General features: G+C 42.1%; 20 protein-coding genes and 1 tRNA gene. 8 read left to right on the top strand and 13 right to left on the bottom strand.

Annotation, left to right across the window (positions count from 1 at the left end; genetic code table 11):
• Nucleotides 1-70: 70 nt before the first annotated feature.
• Nucleotides 71-2500, bottom strand: a complete 2430-nt coding sequence (locus tag V7K44_RS32340; protein ID WP_334938062.1) for an nSTAND1 domain-containing NTPase — start codon at nucleotides 2498-2500, stop codon at nucleotides 71-73.
• 146 nt (nucleotides 2501-2646) lie between these two features.
• Here V7K44_RS32340 and V7K44_RS32335 point away from each other — a divergent pair, with 146 nt between their 5' ends.
• Nucleotides 2647-3018 (top strand): CU044_2847 family protein, encoded by a 372-nt coding sequence (locus V7K44_RS32335; RefSeq protein WP_334938061.1) that lies wholly within the window; start codon nucleotides 2647-2649, stop codon nucleotides 3016-3018.
• 43 nt (nucleotides 3019-3061) lie between these two features.
• Here V7K44_RS32335 and V7K44_RS32330 read toward each other — a convergent pair whose 3' ends face one another.
• Together V7K44_RS32330 and V7K44_RS32325 are read right to left on the bottom strand one after the other, a co-directional pair.
• Nucleotides 3062-3361 carry a hypothetical protein gene (locus V7K44_RS32330; RefSeq protein WP_334938059.1) on the bottom strand — a complete coding sequence of 100 codons (300 nt, stop codon included), beginning with the start codon at nucleotides 3359-3361 and terminating at the stop codon, nucleotides 3062-3064.
• A gap of 115 nt (nucleotides 3362-3476) precedes the next feature.
• Nucleotides 3477-5204: a S8 family peptidase gene (locus V7K44_RS32325; RefSeq protein WP_334938057.1), complete on the bottom strand. Its 1728-nt coding sequence runs from the start codon at nucleotides 5202-5204 to the stop codon at nucleotides 3477-3479.
• A 656-nt stretch (nucleotides 5205-5860) separates the two neighbouring features.
• On the opposite strand from V7K44_RS32325, the gene V7K44_RS32320 reads away from it, so the two are divergent.
• Nucleotides 5861-7333, top strand: coding sequence for a glycoside hydrolase family 13 protein (locus V7K44_RS32320; RefSeq protein ID WP_334938055.1), 1473 nt, complete (start codon nucleotides 5861-5863; stop codon nucleotides 7331-7333).
• A gap of 130 nt (nucleotides 7334-7463) precedes the next feature.
• Here the strand turns inward: V7K44_RS32320 and V7K44_RS32315 are convergent, their stop codons facing one another.
• Nucleotides 7464-7883 (bottom strand): fasciclin domain-containing protein, encoded by a 420-nt coding sequence (locus V7K44_RS32315; RefSeq protein ID WP_334938051.1) that lies wholly within the window; start codon nucleotides 7881-7883, stop codon nucleotides 7464-7466.
• A 150-nt stretch (nucleotides 7884-8033) separates the two neighbouring features.
• Here V7K44_RS32315 and V7K44_RS32310 point away from each other — a divergent pair, with 150 nt between their 5' ends.
• From V7K44_RS32310 to V7K44_RS32290, 5 genes are all read left to right on the top strand, one after another.
• Nucleotides 8034-8270: a DNA-directed RNA polymerase subunit omega gene (locus tag V7K44_RS32310; RefSeq protein ID WP_104905084.1), complete on the top strand. Its 237-nt coding sequence runs from the start codon at nucleotides 8034-8036 to the stop codon at nucleotides 8268-8270.
• An 82-nt stretch (nucleotides 8271-8352) separates the two neighbouring features.
• Complete coding sequence (locus V7K44_RS32305; RefSeq protein ID WP_334938046.1) at nucleotides 8353-9000, top strand: hypothetical protein; 648 nt, start codon at nucleotides 8353-8355, stop codon at nucleotides 8998-9000.
• Nucleotides 9001-9065: 65 nt separating this feature from the next.
• Nucleotides 9066-9431, top strand: a complete 366-nt coding sequence (locus V7K44_RS32300; RefSeq protein WP_289796143.1) for a DUF1818 family protein — start codon at nucleotides 9066-9068, stop codon at nucleotides 9429-9431.
• A gap of 50 nt (nucleotides 9432-9481) precedes the next feature.
• A tRNA-Pro gene (locus V7K44_RS32295) sits at nucleotides 9482-9555 on the top strand.
• Between the two features lie 397 nt (nucleotides 9556-9952).
• The gene (locus V7K44_RS32290; RefSeq protein WP_334938044.1) at nucleotides 9953-10303 is read left to right on the top strand and encodes a histidine triad nucleotide-binding protein; all 351 of its coding nucleotides are present in this window, start codon (nucleotides 9953-9955) and stop codon (nucleotides 10301-10303) included.
• Between the two features lie 234 nt (nucleotides 10304-10537).
• On the opposite strand, the gene V7K44_RS32285 is transcribed toward V7K44_RS32290, so the two are convergent.
• Nucleotides 10538-11218: a RibD family protein gene (locus V7K44_RS32285; RefSeq protein WP_334938042.1), complete on the bottom strand. Its 681-nt coding sequence runs from the start codon at nucleotides 11216-11218 to the stop codon at nucleotides 10538-10540.
• A 176-nt stretch (nucleotides 11219-11394) separates the two neighbouring features.
• Between V7K44_RS32285 and V7K44_RS32280 the strand changes: the two genes are divergently transcribed.
• On the top strand, nucleotides 11395-11706 hold the full coding sequence (locus V7K44_RS32280) for a DUF2252 family protein (RefSeq protein WP_334938040.1): 312 nt from the start codon (nucleotides 11395-11397) through the stop codon (nucleotides 11704-11706).
• Nucleotides 11707-11945: 239 nt separating this feature from the next.
• Here the strand turns inward: V7K44_RS32280 and V7K44_RS32275 are convergent, their stop codons facing one another.
• From V7K44_RS32275 to V7K44_RS32240, 8 genes are all read right to left on the bottom strand, one after another.
• On the bottom strand, nucleotides 11946-12377 hold the full coding sequence (locus V7K44_RS32275) for a hypothetical protein (protein ID WP_334938038.1): 432 nt from the start codon (nucleotides 12375-12377) through the stop codon (nucleotides 11946-11948).
• A gap of 1 nt (nucleotide 12378) precedes the next feature.
• Nucleotides 12379-13188: a LamG domain-containing protein gene (locus V7K44_RS32270; protein ID WP_334938036.1), complete on the bottom strand. Its 810-nt coding sequence runs from the start codon at nucleotides 13186-13188 to the stop codon at nucleotides 12379-12381.
• Nucleotide 13189: 1 nt separating this feature from the next.
• A complete protein-coding gene (locus V7K44_RS32265; RefSeq protein WP_334938034.1) occupies nucleotides 13190-13501 on the bottom strand; it encodes a hypothetical protein in 312 nt (103 codons plus the stop codon).
• The gene (locus tag V7K44_RS32260) at nucleotides 13501-13818 is read right to left on the bottom strand and encodes a hypothetical protein (RefSeq protein ID WP_334938032.1); all 318 of its coding nucleotides are present in this window, start codon (nucleotides 13816-13818) and stop codon (nucleotides 13501-13503) included. Before V7K44_RS32260 ends, V7K44_RS32265 begins: the two co-directional genes overlap by 1 nt.
• A gap of 2 nt (nucleotides 13819-13820) precedes the next feature.
• On the bottom strand, nucleotides 13821-14159 hold the full coding sequence (locus V7K44_RS32255) for a hypothetical protein (protein WP_334938030.1): 339 nt from the start codon (nucleotides 14157-14159) through the stop codon (nucleotides 13821-13823).
• Complete coding sequence (locus V7K44_RS32250) at nucleotides 14156-14659, bottom strand: hypothetical protein (protein WP_334938028.1); 504 nt, start codon at nucleotides 14657-14659, stop codon at nucleotides 14156-14158. The genes V7K44_RS32255 and V7K44_RS32250 overlap by 4 nt, the downstream gene beginning before the upstream one ends.
• A complete protein-coding gene (locus tag V7K44_RS32245) occupies nucleotides 14643-14861 on the bottom strand; it encodes a hypothetical protein (RefSeq protein ID WP_334938026.1) in 219 nt (72 codons plus the stop codon). Before V7K44_RS32245 ends, V7K44_RS32250 begins: the two co-directional genes overlap by 17 nt.
• Nucleotides 14861-15046: hypothetical protein (locus V7K44_RS32240; RefSeq protein ID WP_334938024.1), on the bottom strand; the 186-nt coding region annotated here is incomplete at its 5' end. The genes V7K44_RS32245 and V7K44_RS32240, both read right to left, overlap by 1 nt.

Genomic DNA, 15046 nt, shown 5'->3' with positions numbered 1-15046 from the left:
CTCAGTTGCACTCAATTTAATAAATCCTCAACATTTAAGAAACTGGTTTGCTAGTTGCTGCTACTGTACCTCATAAGAGCCGTAAATGCTGTAATGTCTGTAGCTGATTATTTTGAGCAGCTAGATATTTTGACGTTCTTATTACTACTTTAGAAGTAATCGTTTCACCTTGTTCACGTTGTTTAACTTCTAGTTGCCATCGTTGCACTAACATCGAACTAAAAACAGCAAGGGCTCCTACTGCGATCGCCAGCCTAGTTCGTTGTTTTTGATATTTAGCACTTGCCTCTACCTCTTTTGCTCTTGCAGCTTCGGCTTTAGCTTTATCTTCTGCTGCTATAGCTTTTTCAATTTCGGCTATGGCTCTAGCTTCTGCTTCTTTTTGTCGAGACTCTGCTAGTTCTCTAAGTTGACGTTCCTGCTCTAGTTGAGCTTGAATTTCTCTATCGCGTCTCTCCAAACTTTTATGTAAAAATTCTGATTCCAATGGCGTAAGTCTTGGCTGAGTCTCATTCACCCACTCAGAAAATACAGCCAACTTTGCACCCGTCAATAGTGCTTCTTCTAATTTATTAAATCTTTGTAGCCATTCCTGGCAATCTTCCTCTAAAGAACGACTCAGACGAATATTCTCCAGATTTTCAGCAATCCAAGTATTTAATAATTTCCACTCAGATAAAAGTGCTTCATGAGCAACTTCTACAGTATTTTTATCGGTGATAATTAAACGTTGTTGAGAACCCGCTAGCAATCCTACAACCCTTTGCAATTGTTGTGGAGAATCTGCAACTACTTCTAATCTCTCCCAGCTAGCACGCCGCCGCGTCACTTCTCCAGCTTCACCTAACTGCACCAATTCCATAAACAAGCAACGCGCAAAGGCTTGATCTACAGTTGTTAAACTTTCATACAAAATTGTCGCTCGTTTGTCTAAAGCTCCTTTAACCCCACCAATTTCCTCATAACCTTTACGAGTTAAAAGCGGTTCTGGCGATTCCGGTTCTTCAATGCAAATTCGCCACAACTCTTTAAGCGCATATTGTAATATAGGTAATACACCAGGACGGTTGACTACATCGGCGGAAATTTGTGAAACTAAACCACGCTCAAACGTTACCCCATGTAATTTTGCTGGTTTTTCAATTGCTTCTTCTAACTCAGTAAAAGACATCGGTGTGATGATGAATGATGTGGGAGGAATATTATTAATAAGAGTAATAATTTCTCGATAGTCAGCACAACGATTTAAGAAATCACCGCGAATTGTCAAAATTATCCGCGTTTCTACCTCAGCCTTTTTTACTTCCTGTGCTATTAAGCGGATAAAAGTTTTGCGTTCCTCATCGTCTTGACAAAGGGTAAATATTTCTTCAAACTGATCGATAAATAATAGATGCGGCTGATTTTGCTGCTGTTGTCGAGTCAAAATATCAACCAATTTACCTAAAGGATGTTCTCCTGGTGTAAAAGATGCGATCGCCCATTCACTGCTTCCAGGGAGGCGATCGCCTTTCAGTTGCGGTAACAAACCCGCTTTTACTAAGGAAGATTTACCACTACCTGAATAGCCAATTACAGCCAAAAATCGACTCTCTGCTAGACGCGAAATTAGGGTACGAACTGCTTCATCTCGTCCACAAAAATATTGCGCTTGCTCTGATTCAAAAGCATAAAGTCCCCGATAAGGATTTTCCTGATTTAAAGCAATTTTTTCGCCTGTAGGAATATCTAATTGGGGATAAGTCACTAAAGTAATTGAACGTCCCCAACCCATGCGAATCGGCTCCTGTACAGAACCTTTCAATTCATTGCTGACAAAATCAAACAAGCGATCGCCACTAATTCGCCTACTACTACCTACATTTTCAGCCGCCAATCCCTTAACAACTGCGCTTGTGAAAATACTATATTCTTCACTCTTAATTACTCCGGCGCGTTCAAAGCCACGACAAGCTGTAATTAAGTAATAATCTTTTTGCGAACTGAAAGCGTTAAGAGTTCTTTCTATTAATTGTCTTTCTAAGAAATAGCCGCTATGACAGCAATCGAGTAGCATTACCAAACTACTCAATTGCGACTCTTGAATTAAATCGTTGAGGCTATCCAGAGGAATACCATATTTTTGCTCAACATTTTCGTTTTCTTTAAATTCAATCTGACAATCGGAACTTGCTAAATATCCCTTTTCTTGCCCTAAATTGTCGGAAATGGTAAAACCGTGTCCGCTAAAATAAATCAGCGCTTCATTATTAATAGCTTGCTCTAGTAAAAATGTTCTCAAATCTTGGCCGAGTTGAGCGCCAGTAACTTTTTGCGCTGCCATTTCATAGCCGTTTTTATCTTTATTCCAGCGCTGCGGTAGTCTTTGCACAGACTGGAAATCACCATATTGCTCTAAGAGTTGTGCTATGGCCTCAGCATCATTTGTAGTTTTTGACAAACGCGATAATGATGGGCTGACATACTCGGCGATGCCAATAACAAGCGCATATCGTGCCATTTAACATACCTTGGGTTGGTAAATGCGGGATAATCTTGACAGACACAATCAATGGCTGTGTTACTAGAAACAACACCATCTGTTAGTTTTCTGCAAGCAAGCTGAAATTTATTCAGATACGTTACAAAACTTAATCGAGGTAGTCTATGTCAGAAGTACAGCAATTATTTTTCCAAGCAGATGGAGAGATTGAGCAGATTGAGATTAACGTCACAGCCACCGAAATAACTCAGGAAATTGAGGAGGACGACGATGGCATAGAATACAAGGATGTACGAACAGATGCGATCGCTCGGATGCAACAAGCTCGGCAAATGATTCGCTCTTATACTATCTATGCTCTGAGTGCTTTTAAAGACTTCAATACTGCGGATATTGAGGAGGTAAGTCTTAAATTTGGCATTAAGCTGGGTGGGAAGGCCGGCATTCCTTACATTACCGAAGGCTCTGCTGAAAGTAATCTGGAAATTCAAGTGAAGTGTAAGTTTCCAGAAAAACAAAAACCTGATTCACAGTAACAGCAAAAAATTATCCGCACATTTTAAGGTTAGGCAATGCCCATTAAATGCCCAACTTGCCTATATTGATTCTCCTATTAACCAAACGTAATTGCTGCGATCGCTTCAAATACTTCACCCAAGATTGCTCTGATAACTGGGAAATGGCATTTGGTGACAGTGTTGCCGTGAAAATATCTTTGCCACTGCTAACACCACTGACACCTAAACTTTCTAAAACAGCAGTTGCAGCCGAGTTTAAAATTGGTTCAGTATGGATGAAAACCGCCAAACTCGGTTCTTCTGAATTTTGAACATCATTCAGCGCTGTAGCAAGGGCGGCATCTACTTTCTGATAATTCATCAGCAATTCCTCGATAAGTTAGGGTAGGCAATAATTGCCTACCCTAACTTATCAAAGTTATAGGTTTTTATCGCCTATCTTTGTACAGAAATAATATCTACCTTTCTCAGTCTAATTACAGATTTAAGGCATTAATCACTCCATAACCCCATTTATCATCAAATGTGCCTGCGGGTTTTCCGGGAATTGCACTATTTTTACGTAGCAAGTCTTTTACAGCAGCCGGTTCGAGTTTAGGATCTCGTTGCAACAGCAGTGCCACTAAGCCACTAACAAACGGTGTCGCCATACTCGTACCAGCCTGCACCACAAACTTGGAATTAATCATCGATGAACGGTCAAAATTTGCATCGGCGGAAAGCGTCGAAACAATCATTGCTCCTGGTGCTGCTACATCCGGCTTCTGTCCATCATTGCGTAGTGGGCCTTCACTGCTGAATTCCGAAATAGTATTCAGTTCTAAGCCCATTTCTCGCACTTGGTTATCAATATCTGTATATTTGGTTTTAGTCGTATAGGCGGCAACTGTAATTGCACTACTGGCGGTTCCTGGCGAACCAATTTTTAATGCATCCTTCACACTTTTACCTGTGAAAAACACCGATGAAGTGTCATCTAGTGTCCACACATCTAAACGTGTGTCAGTTGAAGAAGTGTTGCGGACTCGCAGCTGCCAAACACCTCCCATTACTTGCGAGGGGCCAATACCCCGGATTTGCACAAAGAAATTATGGTCGCCGTTGGCTTGGTCTGGTGCTGGTGTCGCTAATTGCACTCGTGCATCTGGTAACTGGTAATCTTGGGCGGCATTACCCTCAGTAATTATTTTTTGGAAGGGGGTGACAAAACCGTTAGGACTCCGCACAGATACTTCCAATTCGCTGTCTTTGGCATACCAAGCGTTTAACCAAACTATGCCTACTTGATTCAAAGGAACATTAAAACGCATACCACGAGTGCGTCCACTGGGTATTGTCGCTTGTCCATGAATGTTATCGTTTCCTTCGTTACCCGCAGCACAACAAACAATTCTTCCAGGGCCAGTTTCGGCGTCAATAACCTTTGATAAGGAGTCGCTACCATCATGAGCATCAGCGTGTCCACCCAAGCTGAGATTTACCACTGCTGGGCGTCCCAACTCTCTGGCAACTCGAAAAATGTAACGCACACCATCTGCAATGTGGGCATCCTGTAAATCTGACCTGACGACAACTAATTCTGCTTCTGGTGCGACACCGCCATAACTAGCATCAGCACCAGCAGCAATGCCAGCGACGTGAGTACCATGACCGCCTGTATCCTGAGAAACTGTCAGTTGCGCTCCCGTAAATTCAGCCCCATAACCGCCCTCCGTCACTCCTGGCCCTGGCAATGTTTGATCCCAAATGTGTAAAATTCGTCCAGCAAAGGCGGGGTGTTTCGGATCGATGCCACTGTCTATAATGCCGATGATTACTCCTTTACCAGTCAGTCCGGTTTGATTCTTAAATTCCGGTAGTTTGACTGTTCCCATTGCAGTATCCATCCTCAAATGAAGTTTGCGTGATGGCTTAATTCGCTGAATCACATCTTCTTCAGATAAGACATCTAAACTCTCTATCGGTAAGAAAGCTGTCCGCACACTCCCAGAGTTTTGATTGACTTCAATATTATATTGTGATAGATAACTTAAGTCTGCATCATGGTCGCAGTATATAAAAACGACGCTTTTAGTGGGCTTGACCGGGCTTTTGTGGGCAATGATGCCAAGCGATCGCTTGTGTATAAGTAAAGCTTGATCTCCTTCATTTTGATAGTCTTGATATGCCAAAAGTAGTCCAGGAGAAAGTTTTTCGTGTCTCATTTTTACCTTAAATTAAATTGAGTTGCCGTGAACAAAGTAGTGGTTCTAGCAGGATAAGTCGCTCTAGGATTAACGCAGACTATGTAGTTTTTTCGCTTCGATTATTTGATGCGACTATAGTTATCTATTTATTTTATAGATAACATCAAATAAGCTTAGGAGGTAAGAGTTATTCCTAAAATAATTGCTAATTCATAACTCATATTCTGGAATTGCGTATCTCTCATAGTGATTTTCTGTGGTTCCTGAGACATCTTTAATCGGTTGCATCTAAGAATTACCAAAGTCTGAGGTAACAGGTAATTTTTATGAAGCTATTAAACTAATCCATTGTCTGCCGAAATAATTACGGACAAAGTGAGGAAAATAAAATTAAGAATAATTAAGTAATAAATAAATTTCTTAAAGAAAAATTTAATATTCAGAATTCAGGGGTCAGAATGCAATCAGTGACGAGTCTATCTAGTTGACCTGTTAAAAACTAAAATAAATTGTAGTCGAAGTAGTTAAGACTGATAATATTTGCGTATAAAACAGCATGAAAAAGGCTAAATCACTAATGAATACTGAGAAATGACAGATTCTCTATCATAAGTAAGAGCCATAAAGAAGCTAATATTTGCAACGATCGCTTCTAAACATACAAAAAGTTATTCATGCAAATTCAAACACCAGACTGGGTGAAGCACGCTGTTTTCTACCAAATTTTCCCAGATCGTTTTGCCAGAAGCAAACAGCCGCGCAAACGGTTATTGCAAGAAGCCCGTTGGGAAGATTGGGACTCTATGCCAACACTCCAAGGCTATAAAGGTGGCGATTTATGGGGCATTATGGAGGATTTAGACTACATCCAGAATTTGGGGATTAACGCGATTTACTTCACACCCATTTTTCAATCCGCCAGTAATCATCGCTATCATACCCACGATTATTATCAAGTTGACCCGATGTTAGGGGGCAACGAAGCTTTTAAGGAATTGCTCGATGCAGCCCATCAACGAAATATCAAAGTCGTTCTGGATGGGGTGTTTAACCATTCTAGTCGGGGATTTTTCTTTTTCCACGACGTTTTAGAAAATGGCCCCCATTCGCCTTGGGTAAATTGGTTCAAAATAGAAAGCTGGCCGCTTTCAGCATATGATGGCGAATTTCCTGCAAACTACGTGGGTTGGGCGGGAAATCGTGCCTTGCCTGAATTTAACCACGATAATCCAGAAGTACGAGAATACATTATGGAAATTGCCGAATATTGGATTAAATTCGGTATCGACGGTTGGCGATTGGATGTACCATTTGAAATCAAAACTCCTGGTTTTTGGCAGGAATTTCGCGATCGCGTTAAGGCAGTCAATCCCGAAGCTTACATTGTGGGCGAAGTGTGGGGAGATTCCCGCCAGTGGTTGGATGGGACGCAATTTGATGGCGTGATGAATTATCTATTTGCCGGGCCAACAATTGCCTTTGCAGCTGGCGATCGCGTAGTCTTAGAACAAGTCCAAGGCCGCGACTATCAACCTTATCCACCCTTATTTGCTGCTGAGTACGCCACCAAAATCCAAGAAGTACTGCAACTTTACCCTTGGGAAATTCAGCTGACTCAACTCAATTTGCTTGCAAGTCACGATACAGCGCGATTGATGACCATTGCAGGCGGCGATATAGCCAGTATAGAATTGTCAACTCTACTACTACTCACCTTTCCCGGTGCCCCCAGCATATACTATGGTGACGAAGTTGGCTTACCTGGAGGAATAGATCCCGACTCACGTCGTGGTTTTCCTTTAGAGACTAAGTGGAATCAAGAAATTTTCAATACTCACCACCAGTTAATTGCCCTCCGCCATACTTATCCAGCCTTGCGTACAGGTGATTACCAAGTCCTCCATGCTCAAGGGCAACTTTATATCTTTGCGCGAACTTTGGGGACAGAAGAATTAATAATTGTCGTCAACGCTGGTACAAGTTCGGCAACAGCGAATGCAGATGTCTCCACTTTGCATACTCAACCCAACAAACTTTTATATGGCACTGCTGAAGTTGAGTGGAATGATAAAGAAGAAACTCAGCAGCTGTCATTGACTATTCCCGCACGCAGTGGCTGCATTCTGGGAGTGGAGAGTAGGGAGTAGGGAGTGGGAAAGAGGCAGAGAGGCGAAGGTGCAAAGGGGCGGAGGCAATGGAAGGTAAAAAGGGGAAAGACTTACTGCAACTTCTCCCCTGCTCCCCCTTCTCCCCTGCCCCTTCTCCATGCCCCATACATTAACTTCCCGCCACCATTGCAGGCATCAACACCGCATCAATGATATGGATCACGCCATTGTCTGCCAGAATATCTGTTTTGATGACATTGGCGTTATTCACCTTAAATTTACCGTCGGCAGATTCAATGGCGACAATTGAACCTTCAAGCGTCTCTGCCTCGTTAATCTGTACCAAATCATCAGACCTAACATCCCCACTAGCGATATGATACGCCACAATTTTCTGGAGCTTGGGGATATCTTGTAGTAGCGAGTCTAAAGTTCCCTCTGGTAGATTAGCAAAAGCTTCGTCAGTCGGTGCAAAGAGCGTGAAAGAACCAGGACTTTTCAAAGTTTCGATGAAATTTACAGCTTTAGCAGCCTCTATTAGGGTATTGAAATTACCTGCTGCGATCGCAGTTTCCACAAGGTCAGCCATGAGGGTGCGTTATTTAATACTACAAGTTACTTATAAAGTGACTAAAATATCTTAGCCTCTATCAATAGAGAGGTTGCCGGCGATTAAACAGACAGCAGTAGACTGATTTAGTGCTGTTACACTGGAGAATGACCCCAAGAACCACTGATTATGCTAAAGCGTTCTAAGTTCGAGACAACTCAATCTCAGATTATGCACCGGGCTGAGGAGCTGATTAGTGCAGCCTCAAATCGATACCGCATTACGGTTCAGGTAGCAAATCGTGCTAAACGTCGGCGTTACGAAGACTTTGAAAGTAACGAAGATGCGATGATGAAGCCAGTGCTAAGGGCAATTATCGAAATGTCTGATGAATTGACTCAACCAGAAATTATCGGCGAACTATAAGATTGAGTGCTGAGTGGTGAGTGCTGAATTCTGAATCAGGCAAATTCATCTTTTCACTCAGCAACGCCCAAAATATTGTTCTATGAAAAAGAAAAAATTTCTGTTTAAATCAATTTTCTCAAAACTCACAACTCAGTACAAGCGAAACGCCCCGCTACCGCTAACACCACTACTGCTTACCTTATTACTAGTGAGTGTAATTGTTTTGGGTTCAGGGGCGGATAAATCAATACATAGAAATTTATTTAGTATCCAACCTGCTTCTGCCCAGAGAATCACTCCTAGCGATGTTTGGCAGCTAGTGTATCAGCAATTGCCGGATTTTCCACGGGAAAATAAGTATATCAGTAAAGAAAATGGCAAAGTTGCCGAAAGCAATACCTTAGCAAATCGCCTAATTAGATATCACATTTATACCAAAGGGCGGGCCCCGATTTATCGCTTAGATTGGAAGCTGACTTTAGCTGATTACCTGGGTGTGAACGAAATTATGTATGATACTACCTATCCAGGAAATGATGCACTACGAGAAAATCCGATAGAAGGCGATCGCAAAGCCATCAAGAGCCTCACCCGCAGCCAGCGAGATGCCCTAGTACAAGTCTTAGTCAATATATTTAATCCTACTTCCCAAAACACCGTACCCCCTAACCCCAACACCGCACCCAGTCCAACTACATCAACTACCCCACAGCCACCGCAACGAGGAGGTGCCGAACTACTAAAATGATAAATTTTCCTTTGCGCCCCTCTGCGCTACACCTCTGCGTACCTCTGCGTTTAAAAAACTAAACTATGGAACGCGTTGTCAAAACCGGATCGGGTTGGCGTATTGGCTGGAACCCCGATACACCTGAGTTTAAAGGTTTAGTTGGTACAGATGATTGGGCAATTGAGTTAACCGAAGCCGAGTTAAATGATTTTTGTCGTCTACTAGCACAGCTAGCAGACACCATGAAGCAACTCGCAACTGAATTGATGGAAGAGGAAAAAATTACTTGTGAAGCCGAAAGCGATTTATTATGGATGGAAGTGGAAGGCTACCCTCATGATTACAGTCTGCGCTTCATCTTGAATACAGGGCGATGTGTAGAAGGTAAATGGAATGCTTCTGCTGTTCCAGATTTACTGCAAGCTAGTGGGATGCTTAAGGTTTTTTAAAATTGCCTCTTGATTATCCTATAGTTTTACTATATGATAGGAATTCTGACCGGGGCGTAGCGCAGCTTGGTAGCGCGCCACTTTGGGGTAGTGGAGGTCGTGGGTTCGAATCCCGCCGCTCCGATTGATGATAAGCCATACCTGCTAGTCTTTTTAAAAGATTAGCAGGTTTTTTCATAGCTTTTACCTGAAAAAACTGAACCGAACAGTAAATAGGAATGTTATACCAATTTGAAAAATGATTGCGACAGATGGAAAACTGAAACACTTATCCAATGGATGTTTCACAATCCAAAATCTAAAATCGTTCGACTGAGCGACTTGTGCCGAGCGGCTGCCCTGAGCGCAGTCGTACCCCTCCGGGGAAGCAAGCTACGCGTAGCGTCCCGTAGGGAAGGGAGCCGAGGTAAGCCGAAGTCTAAAATCCAAAATGGTATTACCCGCACAATCAAATTTTGTCAGTGATAAGTAATTAGGCGGACTTAATATAAAATTTCTAGCAGATTAGTAGGTAAATTGGCATGAGTGAAAATACAGAAACGATTTTCAGCAAAATCATTCGTCGGGAAATTCCCGCTGATATTGTTTACGAGGATAATTTAGCCCTGGCATTCAAAGACATCCATCCCCAAGCGCCCGTTCACATCCTCGTCATTCCCAAAAAAATCATTGCGACACTAGCTGACGCTGAATCTGAAGATCATGCTGTGTTAGGGCATCTTTTGTTAACTGCTAAACGTGTTGCAGAAGAAGCTGGACTAAAAAATGGTTATCGAGTTGTCATCAATGCTGGTGATGACGGCGGTCAAACAGTCCATCACTTACATTTGCACATTTTGGGAGGGCGGCAGTTGGATTGGCCCCCTGGTTGATCGGAGGCAGCAGGGGTAGGATAAAAGGTACAAACTGAGTGGAATTGTGAGCGAAAGTACCCCTGCTCCCCTGCTTGTTAATATCAACGCTCATAAGTAGGTCGGCGTAAATAATTATTGTTGCAATAATGCAGGGGGCAGGGGGAGAAAGAGTTTGAGCCTTATTTATTTTTGTTTACATAGTTTGGTTTTACTGCACTGACTTACTTAGTGCTTAATTCTAGCAGCGCGTTTTCACTTGACCGTGCGGTAATGTAAAAACAAATCACTTCCAACCTGACGAGTTTCTATGAGTTGGAGATGAGGAGCAACATCGGGAAGAAAACCCTCTCCCTCCACTGGGCTAGGGGCGTGCTTTCCTCCAAAAATGATCGGCCAAATGGTCAACCACCAATAGTCAATTCGCCCTGCCTTGACTAGAGCAGCTGTTAAAGAGCCACCTCCCAAAGCAACGATTTTGCGAATACCCCGCTCTGCCATCAAGGTGTAGGCTCGATCCCAGTCCAGGTCTGTATCTCCCAAATCAATTAATTCAGCCAGTTTTTGCAAAGTTGTTGTATCAGAATTGCGCTCTAAAGCAGTCCGTGTGGTAAATATCCATCGCTCAATGTCCTGACTCAAAAAAGGCAAGTCCGGCGATAAGTTAAGGGAACCTGAAACAACGCAAGTAATCGGTTGGGGAGACTGACCCCGAACCTCACGCGCTGCCAACAGTTCGCGATCGCGAATTGCAAAGGTTCCCCCCTCAGCCCGAATTGTCCCTGCTCCTACCAGGACTAGATCGGCAAGGGAGACTTGATATTCCACGTGTGCATAATCGACTACATTAGGTTCACGGGGCGCTTTCGGATCTACGGCACTAATTTTTCCATCGGCCGTCATCGCAAGAACCAAAGTTGTTTGGATAGCTGACATGATTATGTTGTAACGATTCTTTATGATTTTACCTTTTTGAAGCCCCTCAATACTTTAAAGTGAATAGTTGTTGCATTGTGCTTTAAATCACTTTGTTAAATATGGCTCAAGGTGGTAAAAAACTGTTGTTGAATGATTCTCTCTACACAAGAGTTTTTTACGCCTAAGAAAGTATTATGCCTAAACACATATCTGCAATCGTTGTATTTGTCTTAATTTTAATTTTGGGATTTGCATCTCCAGTTCAAGCTGCAACTCCCCGTTCAACTTGGGTGGTGAATGAAATTTACCAATATAATCATCCCTTTGCTTCTCAATTGCCTCAAGAACTGGCAACGAAAATGCAAAAGATGACAGCTAAAGATAGCTTTTTCACCTTTTATCGAGGGACGGCTCACATTTTTTATCGTGATATGCAGACCTTACCAAGTTCACGATTTGTAAACTCTTCAACCTCAGCCGTCTGGTTAGAATCCCCACATGAGTGAAACCAGCATAAAGAGGCTGCTCCGACTTCAAATTGAGAACTATCAAAGGCTAAAACTTGATCTGAAACTAGAAGGAAAATCTCAAATAGAGCTTTTAGCAATAAGTATAGCCTTGACAAAGTTGGCAACAGAAGTGCAGGAGTTAGCAGGAGATCGAAGACTCTAAACAAACATGGACTTTTCAACAATTGCAGAAGACCCAAAACAAGTTATTTGGGACATGATGAATCCCTAGTAAATTATTCGTCTGGTTGAGTCGTTTCTTCATACTCACGAATCTTAAAATCAGTATCGCGTTGCAAAAAACGCTGAATATCTCTTGTGTAAAACAATACCCTTCTAAACTTGTGGTCAATCTTCTCGTTTAATTGCCCCAAAACCATCTGCACAACGTCTTTTCGATTTACATACTCTTGAATATGTAAGGCTAATGTTCTATCAATTTCACGAATTTTTTCAGTATTCCTTGCTTGTTCTTCAAGGGTTTTTTCGATTTGAGTAATTGAAGAAGAAATACGATTGATACTGCTAATAACTTTAATGCACACTCCACCTAAAACAGAAGCGCTGACAAGAATACCTAAAAGTATCCCTGTAGTCTCAAGGGTTAGTGTTATTCCTGGGGGACTAGAGTTAGTAGTAACCGCTATTGTTGAGGATGTTGTACTCATATTAGCTATCAAGAAAAGCGGAATCAGGAACGGTAAGAGCAAAGGGAGTGGGTTTTGCGATCCTCAATTCATTAATATAAGCAAATGTATCCGTGGCTCCCGCAGCTCCCAAAACTCCACTACTGTTATAAAAATTGCCAATACTAAAATTTACAGTGGTTAAGCTTTTGGTCGCGGATGTCAAAGCAGTTTTTACAGCTACACCATTGAGCCACAGTGTGAATCTGCTACCAATTCTAGTAACCGCGATGTGATGCCATGTGTTGATGGTTAATGTACCACCTGTAAGTAAATCAGCATTTTCAGCAAAGGCCCCAAAATCAAAGAGTAACGAACTTCCATTAGCAGCAAGTAGAAACCCACCTTTGGCTGTTATTTGCTGCCATTGGGCAAAGATAGTTCTAAATCCTGTGATAGCCAGCGGATAATACCAACACTCTATTTTGAAATCATCGCTATTGATATCAATTGCATCCGAATAAGGAAATGAAAGATAATCTCCTGCACCATCTAGCAAAAGACTACCGTTACCAAATTTAGATTCTGCCGTACTAATCTTAGAGTCACCATAACGGGTAATGGTTGCACCTTTGACATCGGTAATCGTAGTGCTGTTATCATCTCCATTAAAGTGAGCCAAAAAAACTAAATTATCAAAATATTCCTTTGTAGTGCTAATACCATTAAGGAAATTTTCTTTAGTGATTGCAAACAACTCACTATTGCTGTCTACCATCAACAATTTATCGGCGTTATCAGCTACAGACAGAATATTAGTTGGGATGGTTAAGCCACCAGGAAACAAAGGCATTTTAAGTTAGCTCCCGAACCAAGGCATTACCATTAGCAGCAGACCAGATACCACTAATTACACCAGTGTAATTAAATGGCACTTCATAATATCCACCGGCTGATAGCTTGGCAGTAAAAGCGCTCGTTGTTGCTGTTGCACCAAATTCCAGAAATAAGTTAGCGGTGCTATCATTCCAAAACGTTGCACCTTTGCGGTTGGAATTGGCAGCTAATATTATGTCGCTATCTGTGCTAGAAGCGACAGTAGTAGGTGTTGAGGTTTCACTAGTCGGTTGAACAACTGTTACTGCTGCCGAATTATATAAACCCATTATTCAATACACTCTGTGAAAATTAATTTACAGTTGTTAGCAGAGATAGCTGAAACCTTGCCAATGTAAAGATTAGATTGGTTGATTTCATAATTTCCTCTCGGTTTCAAAACAATTCCTCTACCAATAGCACCTTTAGATTTATCACCCAAAATCAAAGTGATATCAGAAGAAGAGTTGTTGATAAAAGCTGCGTACTGCCTGTTACTGTTGGCGTTTAAAACTGTATCGCCAACAGCAGCGGTCAAATCTTTGTCCCCATGAAGGCAATTGCTAAATTTAGCAACCTCAATCGTGTTAGAGGGATTGTTAATCATAATTAATCAGTGGGGTCATCAAGATTGTCAACAAACAATGCCGTGTCAACCTTTACGCGTACTGTAAATTCAAATTCTGGCGCTTCTGGTGTACCTGTTATTTGTTGTGATGTAAATTGAATCGGCGGAAGATTAGCACTAATCCTTGATTCATTCACTTGGTCAGTAAGTGCAGATAATGCTTGCATCAGCTTGACGATACCTTTAACGCAGGAAGTATTAAGCGTTAAATTATCGGCTGTTGCTAAGTTGAAGTTGAGTTTTACTTGATTATTCCCAACAAACTCAATTGCACCTGCGGCTAATTTTTCAGATAAAGCTGAAAAGCTCAATGTCGTCATAAATTATCAATCTTGAATTCAATAGTTTCTAATTTGGCTCTAACAGTCTGAATTAATTCTTCTGTTGAGTCGGTTTCTGTCCCTGTGTACTCCCAAATCCCAAGGGTAATTTCTTCAATCCAAGGGAGTGGTTCAAACCGTAAGCGAAAGTTGTCTGAGATTTTGGGAAATTGGACAAGCTCAATCGCATTGAGCTTAATCATCCGGCGAGTGTAGTCTACCTCAGTGCTGGGAACTGCCCCCAATCCCTCAAAAATGATGGTGTCGTTGATTTGAATACCATCAATTTGTTGGTAAAAATAGCCGGCTCTGAGCCAACTGGGTTTAGTTTTGCTAGATGTTGCACCTACCAAAAATAAATGTTTATCCGTCAGGTAAGGCAATTCAATTGGTTCAATGAGTGGCGCTCGAATGCGGCGGTTATTCAAGTTGCCTGTGTGCTTTTGGTAGTAGGTAAGTTCCCACGCTCCGGCAGCTTTTAGATCAACTTGTAGTGTCATCCCCTAGTCCCCAGCTTTCGGCTAGGTTAAAGACATCAAAACCAACTTCATCAAGGAAGTCAAGGAAAGTATCAGCGTGAATTTCACCTTTGAGAAAAGCCGCTGTATACCTTGACCGCACCATCATCAAATCTATTTCTTCCTGGATATCTTCGTCGGTCTGCTCAGGATACCAAATAGCTGGAGTAGACAAATTAGTCATTATTCACCACTTGCGGCAAAAGGGTAATCTTCTGGTTCAAACCAGATGCGACCGTATGCACCGCCAACAGAACCTTTTTTAGCGGCAATCACACCTGTCACCTTCGTTTTTAAGTTGGCAGGAGTATCAGCAGTGATTGGGGCGGTGAAATTGTATTGAGATCCACCGCCTCTAGTGCCCGACCC

The sequence above is a fragment of the Nostoc sp. genome, assembly GCF_036917235.1.
Taxonomy (GTDB): Bacteria; Cyanobacteriota; Cyanobacteriia; order Cyanobacteriales; family Nostocaceae; genus Nostoc.
This window is presented reverse-complemented; position numbering and strand designations above follow the sequence as displayed.

Coding starts and splice junctions, on each gene's coding strand:
- V7K44_RS32330 (WP_334938059.1), bottom strand. CDS start 3,361: ATGAATTATCAGAAAGTAGATGCCGCCCTTGCTACAGCGCTGAATGAT.
- V7K44_RS32270 (WP_334938036.1), bottom strand. CDS start 13,188: ATGCCTTTGTTTCCTGGTGGCTTAACCATCCCAACTAATATTCTGTCT.
- V7K44_RS32290 (WP_334938044.1), top strand. CDS start 9,953: ATGAGTGAAAATACAGAAACGATTTTCAGCAAAATCATTCGTCGGGAA.
- V7K44_RS32310 (WP_104905084.1), top strand. CDS start 8,034: ATGCTAAAGCGTTCTAAGTTCGAGACAACTCAATCTCAGATTATGCAC.
- V7K44_RS32320 (WP_334938055.1), top strand. CDS start 5,861: ATGCAAATTCAAACACCAGACTGGGTGAAGCACGCTGTTTTCTACCAA.
- V7K44_RS32280 (WP_334938040.1), top strand. CDS start 11,395: ATGCCTAAACACATATCTGCAATCGTTGTATTTGTCTTAATTTTAATT.
- V7K44_RS32300 (WP_289796143.1), top strand. CDS start 9,066: ATGGAACGCGTTGTCAAAACCGGATCGGGTTGGCGTATTGGCTGGAAC.
- V7K44_RS32305 (WP_334938046.1), top strand. CDS start 8,353: ATGAAAAAGAAAAAATTTCTGTTTAAATCAATTTTCTCAAAACTCACA.
- V7K44_RS32335 (WP_334938061.1), top strand. CDS start 2,647: ATGTCAGAAGTACAGCAATTATTTTTCCAAGCAGATGGAGAGATTGAG.
- V7K44_RS32250 (WP_334938028.1), bottom strand. CDS start 14,659: ATGACACTACAAGTTGATCTAAAAGCTGCCGGAGCGTGGGAACTTACC.
- V7K44_RS32260 (WP_334938032.1), bottom strand. CDS start 13,818: ATGATTAACAATCCCTCTAACACGATTGAGGTTGCTAAATTTAGCAAT.
- V7K44_RS32315 (WP_334938051.1), bottom strand. CDS start 7,883: ATGGCTGACCTTGTGGAAACTGCGATCGCAGCAGGTAATTTCAATACC.
- V7K44_RS32245 (WP_334938026.1), bottom strand. CDS start 14,861: ATGACTAATTTGTCTACTCCAGCTATTTGGTATCCTGAGCAGACCGAC.
- V7K44_RS32275 (WP_334938038.1), bottom strand. CDS start 12,377: ATGAGTACAACATCCTCAACAATAGCGGTTACTACTAACTCTAGTCCC.
- V7K44_RS32265 (WP_334938034.1), bottom strand. CDS start 13,501: ATGGGTTTATATAATTCGGCAGCAGTAACAGTTGTTCAACCGACTAGT.
- V7K44_RS32255 (WP_334938030.1), bottom strand. CDS start 14,159: ATGACGACATTGAGCTTTTCAGCTTTATCTGAAAAATTAGCCGCAGGT.
- V7K44_RS32285 (WP_334938042.1), bottom strand. CDS start 11,218: ATGTCAGCTATCCAAACAACTTTGGTTCTTGCGATGACGGCCGATGGA.
- V7K44_RS32325 (WP_334938057.1), bottom strand. CDS start 5,204: ATGAGACACGAAAAACTTTCTCCTGGACTACTTTTGGCATATCAAGAC.
- V7K44_RS32340 (WP_334938062.1), bottom strand. CDS start 2,500: ATGGCACGATATGCGCTTGTTATTGGCATCGCCGAGTATGTCAGCCCA.